11 protein-coding genes are annotated in these 10,234 nt (G+C 60.5%); 8 read left to right on the forward strand and 3 right to left on the reverse strand.

Going from position 1 to position 10,234, the window contains the following annotated elements; all coding sequences use genetic code 11:
• Nucleotides 1-331: 331 nt before the first annotated feature.
• Entirely contained in the window at nt 332-1,774 is a 1,443-nt protein-coding gene (locus tag NW852_RS03820) for a gamma-aminobutyraldehyde dehydrogenase (protein ID WP_414370481.1), read from the reverse strand.
• Between the two features lie 152 nt (nt 1,775-1,926).
• On the opposite strand from NW852_RS03820, the gene NW852_RS03825 reads away from it, so the two are divergent.
• The 3 genes from NW852_RS03825 to gatB all read left to right on the forward strand — a co-directional run bounded on the left by NW852_RS03825 (nt 1,927) and on the right by gatB (nt 3,941).
• Nucleotides 1,927-2,121: a hypothetical protein gene (locus tag NW852_RS03825; RefSeq protein WP_414370483.1), complete on the forward strand. Its 195-nt coding sequence runs from the start codon at nt 1,927-1,929 to the stop codon at nt 2,119-2,121.
• Nucleotides 2,118-2,402, forward strand: a complete 285-nt coding sequence (locus NW852_RS03830) for an acylphosphatase (RefSeq protein WP_414365824.1) — start codon at nt 2,118-2,120, stop codon at nt 2,400-2,402. Before NW852_RS03825 ends, NW852_RS03830 begins: the two co-directional genes overlap by 4 nt.
• A gap of 66 nt (nt 2,403-2,468) precedes the next feature.
• Entirely contained in the window at nt 2,469-3,941 is a 1,473-nt protein-coding gene (gene gatB, locus NW852_RS03835; protein ID WP_414365825.1) for an Asp-tRNA(Asn)/Glu-tRNA(Gln) amidotransferase subunit GatB, read from the forward strand.
• A 173-nt stretch (nt 3,942-4,114) separates the two neighbouring features.
• On the opposite strand, the gene NW852_RS03840 is transcribed toward gatB, so the two are convergent.
• On the reverse strand, nt 4,115-4,708 hold the full coding sequence (locus tag NW852_RS03840) for a Maf family protein (protein WP_414370485.1): 594 nt from the start codon (nt 4,706-4,708) through the stop codon (nt 4,115-4,117).
• A gap of 140 nt (nt 4,709-4,848) precedes the next feature.
• Here NW852_RS03840 and NW852_RS03845 point away from each other — a divergent pair, with 140 nt between their 5' ends.
• From NW852_RS03845 to NW852_RS03860, 4 genes are all read left to right on the forward strand, one after another.
• Nucleotides 4,849-5,733, forward strand: coding sequence for an ion transporter (locus NW852_RS03845; protein WP_414365827.1), 885 nt, complete (start codon nt 4,849-4,851; stop codon nt 5,731-5,733).
• A gap of 22 nt (nt 5,734-5,755) precedes the next feature.
• Nucleotides 5,756-6,262 carry a hypothetical protein gene (locus NW852_RS03850; protein WP_414365828.1) on the forward strand — a complete coding sequence of 169 codons (507 nt, stop codon included), beginning with the start codon at nt 5,756-5,758 and terminating at the stop codon, nt 6,260-6,262.
• Nucleotides 6,263-6,341: 79 nt separating this feature from the next.
• Complete coding sequence (locus NW852_RS03855; RefSeq protein ID WP_414365829.1) at nt 6,342-6,755, forward strand: PH domain-containing protein; 414 nt, start codon at nt 6,342-6,344, stop codon at nt 6,753-6,755.
• Between the two features lie 2 nt (nt 6,756-6,757).
• Nucleotides 6,758-7,963 (forward strand): glycosyltransferase, encoded by a 1,206-nt coding sequence (locus NW852_RS03860; RefSeq protein WP_414365830.1) that lies wholly within the window; start codon nt 6,758-6,760, stop codon nt 7,961-7,963.
• Here NW852_RS03860 and NW852_RS03865 read toward each other — a convergent pair.
• Nucleotides 7,957-9,588, reverse strand: coding sequence for a hypothetical protein (locus NW852_RS03865; protein ID WP_414370488.1), 1,632 nt, complete (start codon nt 9,586-9,588; stop codon nt 7,957-7,959). The two genes, NW852_RS03860 and NW852_RS03865, sit on opposite strands and share 7 nt — an antisense overlap.
• 168 nt (nt 9,589-9,756) lie before the next feature.
• On the opposite strand from NW852_RS03865, the gene NW852_RS03870 reads away from it, so the two are divergent.
• Complete coding sequence (locus NW852_RS03870) at nt 9,757-10,176, forward strand: hypothetical protein (protein ID WP_414365832.1); 420 nt, start codon at nt 9,757-9,759, stop codon at nt 10,174-10,176.
• Nucleotides 10,177-10,234: the final 58 nt, after the last annotated feature.

The following is a 10,234-nucleotide window of genomic DNA, read 5'->3' on the forward strand; positions in this document are numbered from 1 at the left end:
TTGAGAGGCGTTCCTACTTAGAAAAGAACCTTGGAGCTTTGCTTCAAGGGACTGTATAGAGGCAGTTTGACAACGCCTTTACGGGTCCGTTTATGGGCTGCGTAAGCATCCACCGACTTTAGTTGGCGGAAGGGTTAACATAGTCTACTGTCTTAAAGCGACGCACTGCTTGCGCGACCGAGATTTCTGCACCCTCACCCCCGACCCCCCTTCCAGAGGTGAGCCCGCGTTGCCAGCGCAAAGAAGGCGGCGCAGGGTTTCTGCGGGACAGGGGATGTTCCTGCTGGATTGCTGCCATTTCGTTTTATGGCTGCTCAGGATGGTCGTAGCTTCAGGGGGTGGCGATCATCACATGCTTGGTAATCTGATAGTCGCGCACCGCCTCTGCCGAGAGATCTTTGCCAAATCCCGATTGCTTGAAGCCGCCGTGGGGGGCCTCCGAGGCGATGGGGAGGTGATCGTTGATCCAGACGGTGCCCACCTCCAGATCGGCGGCCAGCTTCATCGCTCGTCCGATGTCTTGAGTCCACACAGAAGCCGCCAGCCCGTATAGGACGTCATTGCCCAGGCGTAGCGCTTCCGCTTCTTCGCGGAACGAGCCGAGCGTGAGAACCGGCCCAAAAACCTCACTCTGCACGATCTCCGCTTTTTGATCGACATCGGTAATCACTGTGGGTTCGTAGTAGTAGCCCCGGTCTAGTTGGGAAGGGATCCGCCCGCCGGTCAGCACCTTGGCTCCCTCGGCTTTGGCCCGCTCCACAAATCCCATCACCCGCTCTCGCTGGGCTGCCGAGACCAGGGGCCCCATCTCCACCCCCGCCTCAAAGGGAGGCCCCACCACCACCTTGCGCATTGCCTCGACAATGGCCTCTTGCATCTGCGCCAGCTTGCTCTCGTGCACATAGACGCGGGTAGCTGCCGTGCAGTCCTGGCCGCTGTTGAAGGTGGCGGCAAAGGCGGCCTTGGCAGCCACGCTTTCCACGTCGGCATCTGCAAAAACCAGGAAGGGTGCCTTGCCCCCCAGTTCCAAATGCACCCGCTTCAGGGTGTTGGCGGCGGTGCGCATCACCTGCTTGCCGGTGGCGGTAGAGCCAGTGAGGCTGACCATGCGCACTTGCGGGTGTTCCACCAGGGCTTGGCCAGTGGCATTGCCTCCGGTAACGATGTTGACCACCCCCGGCGGGATCCCGGCCTCGGCAGTGAGCTCCGCCAGCCTCAAGGTGGTTAGAGGAGTGGTGGGAGCAGGCTTGAGCACTACCGTGCAGCCGGCGGCTAGGGCAGGGCCAATCTTCCAGACGGCCATCAGCAGCGGGTAGTTCCAGGGGGTAATTTGCGCGCACACCCCCACCGGCTCCTTGCGAAATAGTGAGGTGTAACCCTTGGCGTATTCTCCGGCGCTGAAGCCATGGATGTCGCGGGCGGCAGCGGCAAAGAAACGCAGGTTATCTACCGCAAAAGGCAGATCCCCTCCCAAGCTCACCAACTCATAGGGCTTGCCGGTGTTTTCCGACTCCAGGCGCGCCAGTTCAGCAGCCTGCGCCTCGATCAAATCCGCCAGTTTCCAGAGGGCCAGGGATCGCTCGGCGGGGGTGAGCTTCGACCAACGGCCATCGGAAAAGGCGGTTTGGGCAGCCTGTACTGCCCGATCCACATCGGCGGGGCTGGCGTCCACCACCTCCGCTAGTTTCTCCCCCGTGGCCGGGTTCTCGATAACCATCAGGTCTCCCCCTTGACTATCCACCCATTGGCCGTCGATCCAGAGTTTGTAGGCCATGGCCTCTTCTCAACTGCTCGCTAGAAACACTTCTCCCCATTGTGCCGAATCTTGTCCAGCTTGGGGGGTGTTGTCGGGGAGAGGGATCCCCTCTCTTCCATTTCTGTCTGATAAGGTCAGAAGGGAGCTTTCTGCACAAGCGAGGTTGGCGCATGTCTCCTGTGCTGTGGCAAGCCATTGGGTACGCCTGCGGGATCTCGTTGGGGATCCTGGCGTTGGTTACCCTTGTCCACGTTCTCTGGCAGCGCCTAGAGCAGCAGGCCGAGAAAACTACGGCCCAGCCAGCCGAGCCGCCAGCAGCTCCAGAACCCCGCAGCACCTCGGAGGAGGGATCCCTGTCGACATGAGTGACACAGTTCGCGTTCACGTTTGGGTACGCGGGCGAGTTCAGGGGGTAGGGTTTCGGGCTTACACGGAAGCCATGGCCCGCAGCACCGGTGTCCACGGTTGGGTGCGCAACTTGCGGGATGGCCGTGTCGAGGCCGTTTTTGAGGGATCCCCGGCGGCGGTGGAGGCAATGCTGCGCTGGTGTCAGCAGGGCAGCCCCGGCTCGCAGGTGGAGGGCGTCGAACACCGCTCCGAGCCACCCGAGGGCCTCTCCACCTTTGAGATCCGCCCCACCGTTTGAGGCAGCGGGTCAGGAGCTGGTGACATCCCACTAGAATGGGGAAACCTGCCCTTTACTCTTTTGGCCATGACGGTTGCTGCTCCTGCCAAAGTGGAATACGAAGCTGTCATTGGGCTGGAGGTGCACTGCCAGCTCAGCACCCGCTCCAAGATCTTCTCCAGCAGCGCGACGGCCTTCGGCGCTCCCCCCAACACTCAGATAGATCCCATCTGCATGGGCCTGCCCGGCACCCTGCCGGTGCTCAACGAGAAAGTGCTGGAATACGCAGTCAAGGCTGGCTTGGCCCTCAACTGCACCATTGCCCCTTACAGCAAGTTTGACCGCAAGCAGTACTTCTACCCCGACTTGCCCAAAAACTACCAAATCTCCCAGTACGACCTGCCCCTTGCCACCCACGGTTGGGTTGAGATCCAGCTTAGCGACGGCCGCACCAAGCGCATTGGCATCACTCGTTTGCACATCGAAGAAGATGCGGGCAAGTTGGTGCATGCCGGCAGCGATCGCCTTGCGGGATCCAGCTATTCCCTGGTGGATTTCAACCGGGCAGGAGTCCCCCTCATCGAGATCGTCAGCGAGCCGGATATCCGCACCGGGGAAGAAGCAGCCGAATATGTGCAGGAGCTGCGCCGCATCCTGCGCTACGCCGGCCTGTGTGATGGCAACCTGCAGGAGGGATCCCTGCGCTGCGATGTCAACATCTCGGTGCGTCCGCTGGGGAGTCAAACCTTCGGCACGAAGGTGGAAATCAAAAACATGAACTCCTTCAACGCTATCCAGCGGGCGATTGAGTACGAGTTCAACCGCCAAGTCAAGGCTTTGGAAGCAGGCGAGCCTATCGTGCAGGAAACCCGCCTTTGGGAAGAAAACAGCCAGCGCACCATCAGCATGCGCAAGAAAGAGGGATCCAGCGACTACCGCTATTTTCCCGAGCCGGATCTGCCGCCTATTCGCGTTACCGAGGCGCAAAAAGCCCGCTGGCAGGCGGAGCTGCCGGAATTGCCCGGCGTGAAGCGGCGGCGCTACCAGGAGGCATATGGCCTTTCGGTGTACGACTCCCGCTACCTCAGCGACGAGCGCAACACCGCCGAGTACTTTGAGGCCGTGGTTGCCGCTGGCGCTGACCCGAAGGCAGCCGCCAACTGGATGATGAGCGACATTGCCAGCTACCTCAACACCCACAAGCTGGACTACCCCGACATTGCCCTAAAACCGGAAACCCTGGCCGAGTTAATTAGCCTCATCGAGCAGGGCGTCATTTCCAGCAAAATTGCCAAGGAGATCCTGCCGGAGCTGTTGGAAAAAGGTGGCTCTGCCCGCGCCTTGGTGGAGGCCAAGGGCCTGACCCAAATCTCCGATAGCCACCTCTTGGAGCAGATGATTGCCGAGGTGCTGGCAGAAAACCCCGAGCAACTGCAGCAGTATCGCGGGGGCAAAACCAAGCTCTTTGGCTACTTTGTCGGGCAATTGATGAAAAAAACCCAAGGGCGGGCGGATCCTAAGCTAGCCAACGAGCTGCTCAAGCGGCATCTAGACGGGTGACCTCCTCCTTTTCCGCTTCAACGGGATCTTGCAGTCCCTCCACGAGCAGACATAGGCTGCCCCACCGCGTAGGTGTCCTCGACTCCAGCAGCGCTCACCGCCTCTTGGCGGGGGTGTTTGGATCCCGGCCCTGGCTTTGCCAGTGCAGTGCGGGACTTGTCCACCCCCCCTAGCTAACTCCAGACTTCGGTGAGGGAGTAGCCCAACTCCTGGATCATGCGCCGCAGCAGGGGCAAACTTAACCCGATGACGTTGCCAGGACACCCCTCAATCCGCTCCACAAACAGGCTGCCCCGACCGTCGATGGCAAAGCAGCCCGCACAATTGAGCGGCTCGCCGGTGGCCACGTAGGCGCGGATCTCCTCGTCGCTGGGCTTGGCAAAAAACACCCGTGTGACCGCATAGTGGACGAGGCGGCGGTTCTGCTTCGTGTCAATCAAGGCATGGCCCGTATAGAGCTCCCCCACCTCGCCCCGCATTTGCCGCAGGCGCCGTTCCGCTTCCAGAGCATTGGCCGGCTTGCCCAGGATCTCGCCACCTAGGTAGAGCACCGAGTCGGCCCCGATAACCAAGACGGGCTGCCGTTGTTGGGCCGCCACCACTTCGGCTTTGGCCGAGGCCAGCTTCTGCACCAGCTCCACCGGATCCGAGCTTTGGATTTGGCTTTCGTCAAAGTAGCTGGGTTGAACGCGGAAAGGGATCCGGGCAGCTTCTAACAGTTGGCGGCGGGCAGGAGATTGCGAAGCCAGGACAATGGGAGGCAACATCGATTCAATACTCAACTCAAGCCTAGACGTTTGCAGGAGCGAAGTTCGCTCCACTTACCAGTTTCCATTACCCTAGTCAAGGTACGCCCAATAGGCGCTCAAAGGAAACTCTCTCGATCTCTCCCAGCTGGATCCCGTTTGTGACCACCCTGCCCTCCCAGGCCTCCCCTCAAGCCAAGCTTGTCCCTGCTGGCCTCCTCCAGCGGTATTGGGGAGATGAAGACACTCCCGAAAGCCGCTGGGTCAATTTACTGGTGGCAGCCCTGGTTCTCTGCTCGTCCACCTTCTTTGTGGCGGAAACCTACCCCCTGCCCTTGGAGGTGCGCCTTAGCCTAGAGCGGCTGGATCGCCTGATCCTTGGCCTGTTTGTAGTGGAGTACCTGCTGCGTTGGGCAGCGGCTCCGCAGAAGCTGCGCTACGTCTTCAGCCTCTATTCGCTCATTGACTTGCTGGCGATTTTGCCGTTTTTTGCTGGTCTAGCCGATATTCGCTTTATCCGTCTCCTGCGCTGGTTTCGCATCCTGCGGCTGCTGCGCCTAGTGGAGGGCAAGACCCTATTGGGTCAGGTAATCTCTGCTGACACCCGCATCTTGTTGCGCATCCTTTTTACTCTCTTTGCGATTGTCTTTGTCTACTCTGGCCTTATCTACCAGGTGGAACATCCGGCCAATCCCACCGCTTTTGCCACCTTTTTGGATGCTTTCTACTTTTCTGTTGTCACCATGACCACGGTGGGGTTTGGGGATCTCACCCCCACCTCCGAGCTGGGCCGGCTGTTGACGGTGCTGATGATCTTGACGGGCGTGGCCCTGATCCCTTGGCAAGTGGGGGAGCTCATCAAGCAACTGGTGAAAAGCGGCAACTCAGTTCAGTGGGCCTGCCCAGGCTGTGGTCTCTCCCAGCACGATGAGGATGCCCAATTCTGCAAGCGCTGTGGCACGCCGCTCTACCCGGATAGCCAAGCCCCTCCAGCCAGTAGTCCGCTGGCCAATCTCCCGGTTGGGGGCAAAGACAGGATAGGCTAGGACGGGATCCAGAGAACCTGCAATGTGGGCACATCCCGAGTTGGCCATCCCTGGCAAGCTCAATGTAAAGGCGGGAGTGGTGATGCTGCTGGCAGCCATCGTCCTGGGCCTCATCCTCAGCCAAGTTCAGCCGCTGCTGCCCGCTCCGCAGGATTTGCCAGGGATCCCTAGGGAACCCCTTTCCTGGCAAGAGGTGCCCAAACAGAAATACGCCTGGCACATCTGCTACGCCTTTTTGGGCAATATGGGGCTAATCAACATCGGCGGCGGACTGGCGCTGGTGGTGTTGGGATCCCGCTTTACGGCTGGGCACCTGTTTTCCCAGATTCTTCTTTTGGGGGGAATGCTGCACCCTGCCTCTTGGGCCTTGGTAGCCCTGACCGGGTTAGAGGGATGGGGCTGGCTGGGCAATATCGGGGCAGCAGCCGTGGCGCTGGTTGTGATAGCCCTGTTTGTTCGCCTGATCTGGGCCACCTATTGCTCAGCGCAAGCCCTTCAACGGCAAACCCGATCCCGCCTCTCCCGCTAGCTTCCCCGGCAGTTGGGAAAGGCTAAGAAACTGTTTAAGATTGTTTTTAGACATTGTCTCTGCTAACACTCGACTGGGCATGGCTATCAAAGAAGAGGTTTTTTTTGAGGGCGGCCCTCACACGGGCGATCTGGTGTTGAACTCCTTCCTCGGCCTCACCCTCGTCGGCTTGCCTCTGTTTGTGGGGGCGCTGGTGCGCAGGCTGTGGGTTCACTACCGGATTACCAACCGCCGCATCACTGTCATTGGCGGCTGGGGGGGGAAGGAGCGCTCTGATGTCATTTACAAAGAGATTGCCAGGGTGGTGACGGTGCCACGGGGCCTGGGCACGTGGGGCGATATGGTGCTTACCCTCAAAGACGGCAGCCGCCTAGAGATGCGGGCAGTACCCCGCTTCCGCGAGATCTACGCTTACATCAGCGAACGCCTTGACGAGAAAGCCCGGCAGGTAAGCGGGCCCATCGGCCAGAAGCGCCGCCCTGCAGAATCCTAGCCATGCCCGACCCTGCCCCAAGCTGGGATCCCGCTTGGCCACAACGCCTAGCGTTGGTGCATGAGTACCTCATCTGGCCGGGGGGATCGGAAAGGGTTTTGCAGGAGTTGGTGTCTTTTGCCCCGCAAGCTCCTCTCTATGTCAGCCTTTTCTCGGCCCACACCTTGCCGCCGGGCTGGCAGAAGCTGTCGATTCACACTTCGTTTTTGCAGGGCTGGGCGCGCCGGCTGGGGGTGCTGCGCCGCAGCTACCATGCCCGCCTAAAGTACATCCTGCCCTGGATGCCTTTGGCCTACGAGAGCTTCGACTTTTCCGGCTATGACTGTGTAATCTCCAGCAGCCATGCCTTTGCCAAAGGGATCCTGACGGGGGCCTCCACTCTGCACCTCAGTTATATCCACAGCCCCCCTCGCTATCTCTGGGAAAGCCGAGAACTCTATCTAAAACGGGCAGGTCTGGGAGGGCTCCGCCCTCTCTCCTCCCTCAGCCACTGGCTGCTGCACCGCCTACGCCAGTGGGATTTTGTGGCAGCCCAGCGACCAGATCTGTTGATTGCCAACTCGCAGCACATTCGCCGTCGCCTCGCCAAGCTCTACCGCCGCGAGGCCGTGGTTATCTATCCGCCGGTGCCCCTGCAGGGGTTTGAGCCGGTGGCCAATCCCCAAGCCGACTACGACCTGGTGGTGAGCCGGCTGGTGCCCTACAAGCGGGTGGATCTGGCCATTGCTGCCTGCAAGCAACTGGGCCGCCGTTTGGTGGTGGTGGGGGAAGGGCCGGAGCTGCCGCGACTGAAGCAACTGGCAGGGCCGCAAGTGGAGTTTTTGCCCCACCAGCCCCAAGACCGTCTGCAGGAGTTGCTGGCCAACTGCCGGCTGCTGCTGTTCCCCTGGGAGGAGGATTTTGGCCTGGTGCCGGTGGAGGCGCAAGCTTGTGGCCGCCCCGTAGTCGCCCTGAACTGGGGAGGCACCCGGGAGACCGTCATCCACGGCCAAACGGGGATCCTCATCCCCGAAGCCAGTGTGGAAGCCCTCGTCGAAGGACTGCGCCAGGCAGAGCGACAGGAGTGGGATCCGCAGCAGATTCGTGCCCATGCTCTGCAATTTCGGCCGGAGCGGTTTCACGCCCAACTGGGATCCCTGCTGCGCTGGGCCTGGCCCCGTTTCCAGGCGGGAGAGCGCTTGGATCCGCAAGAATGGCAACCTCAGTAGGGCCGCCGCTGCACAAAAGCCGGCAACTCGATGCGGCTGCGCTCCCCCCTTTCTCCGCCGCTGCAGCCCGTGGCCAAAACAGAGCGCTTCAGCAGCCTTTCTGTGTGATCCTGCTCCTCCTTGAGGGTAAGGGGGGGGATCCCACCAGCGGGCGTTCTCCCAGTTGTGGGTCGGCTGGTGGGTGGGGAGGGAGCAGGCCCTTCAGGCACCGCCTGAACCCGTTCCTGAGCTGGGCGGCCAGACCTGAGCTCGACAACTGCTTGGGGAGGAGCTGCAGACGACTGCCGCAGGGCGGCCAGTTGTTCCTCCAGCTCCTGGTTGCGTTGCAACAACAGAGCCACCTCTTTTTCCTGAGTTTGGGCATAGGCGTGGGCCTGCACACACTCGGTTTTCAAAGTCGCCACCTGCTGCTGCAGCTTCTCGATCTGTTTTTGGCTAACCAGATAATGGGCCTCCGCCAGCTCCCGTGCCCGCTGGGCTTCTTCCAGGCTTTCCCGAGTTGGTCGCTGGGCCAGCTCCCGAACCTGCTGCTGCACTTCCTGCCACTGGGCAAAGGTGGGCCGCTGAGCCAGCTCTTGGAGAAGCTGATCCCGATCAGCCCGTAAGGCGTCGAGCTCACGGGTGAGAGCCTGCACTTGCTCTTTTAGAGCAAGGAGCCGCTGCGCCTGCAGGGACTCCGCCTCGCCGCTGGGATCCCCTTGGGCTTTTGGCTCTTGGCGCAGAGCCTGTAGCTCCGCCTCCAGTTTGGCAATTTGCTGGGTCTGTTCTGCCTGACGCTGCTGGCTCTGCTGCAGCTCCGCCAGCAAGGTGGCTCGCTCAGCCTTGGCAAAAGAGGCTTGTTGGCGCAAGCGGTTCAGCTCCGCTTGCAAGCTTGCCCATTGCTCCTGCGAAGGGCGTTCTTCCAATTCGCGAAGACGTTGCTGTGCCGCATTCAAGTCGGCTTCCAGGCGTGCCTTTTCGCTTTCCAGATCCACCTTGAGACGCTGCCACTCAGCCTCGGCCTGGCGGTGGGCCGCTTCCAGCTCCGCCCGTAGGGTTTCCATTTCCTGCGCAGAAGGCCGACCGGCCAGCTCCTGGATTTGCGCCTGCAACTGTGCCTTTTCCTTCTCCAGCTCTTGGATGCGGAGCTGCAATTGGGCTTGCAAAAGCTGCACCTGCGGCAACTTGACGGCATATTCTCCCAACTGGTTGGCCTGCTGTTTCAGCTCCAAGAGCTCCTGCTGCAGTTGATAGAACCGGGCCGGATCAACGCGCCGCTGCAGTTCTGCCTTCAGGGTTTCGATTTCTGCTTGGCTGGTCTGCAACTGTTGCTGCAGGATCTGGTAGTGCTCCAGCGTGGGTCGGCGCTCCATTTCCCAGAGGAGATTTTGTAACTCTTCAATGTGTTGCTGTTGGAGCTGAAAAGCTTCTAGGGTAGGACGTTGTTCCAGCCGCGCCTTCTCCTCTTGACAAGCCTGCAAAGCTTGCTCCCGCTCCTGCAGTTGGGCCTGCACTTCAAGCAGTTGCCGTTCCAGGCGATGGGTACATTCAATCTGCTGCAACGACAGTGCTTCTGACTCTGCTAGGGAGCGCTCCAAGTTACGCACACGCGCCCGCAAGGCTTTTAGCTCCTCTTCCACTTCCATAGCCCGGCTGCTCGACAGGTTATGGGCTTTACTCTAGCAGATGCTCCGGGCAAATATCCAGCTCGACACCACATATAGTGTGAGTTTTTGAGTTCCCGCAAAACTGACGCTAGAGCTGTCACCTCCATCCTCTATACTTGGGGGAGTTAGTTTTGGGGCGGGAGTCCTGTGATCAAGCTGGGATCTAGACTTTGGGAGTTGGCGCTGGCCCTGCTGAGTGTAGCTTCGGTCAGTTGTGGTGCCGACGCGCTCACTGCCAGAACCCCTTTGCCGCCGCTAATCACCAGCAGCGACATTCCTGCCGCCGTCAGCCGGGGCGGCTTTTTGGAGGTCGGGGTCTCGGTGTCGGTGCCGGGTCGGATCCCGGCGGAGCTGGCGTTTCAGGTGTCATGGTCAGGGATCGAGGTGCAGACGCTGTCAGCAGCCCAGGTCAACTGTGTCTCCGGCGAGGTGTCCTGCACTACCCGCTTCCGCATCCGCCCCCCTTCAAACTTGGTGCCCGGCTCCTACCTGCTTAGTTTGCGAGTTTTCGACCGGTTGGGACAAAGTGCCGCTGTGACCGAGACGGTGCTGTTGAGGGATCCCTGAGACTGGCCTGGTTGCACCTTAGCGTTGTCTTTCAACGTAAGGCGCGGGATTCCCCACC

Origin of the sequence: Synechococcus sp. H60.1 (assembly GCF_047462335.1) — a bacterium.
Classification (GTDB): Bacteria; Cyanobacteriota; Cyanobacteriia; order Thermostichales; family Thermostichaceae; genus Thermostichus.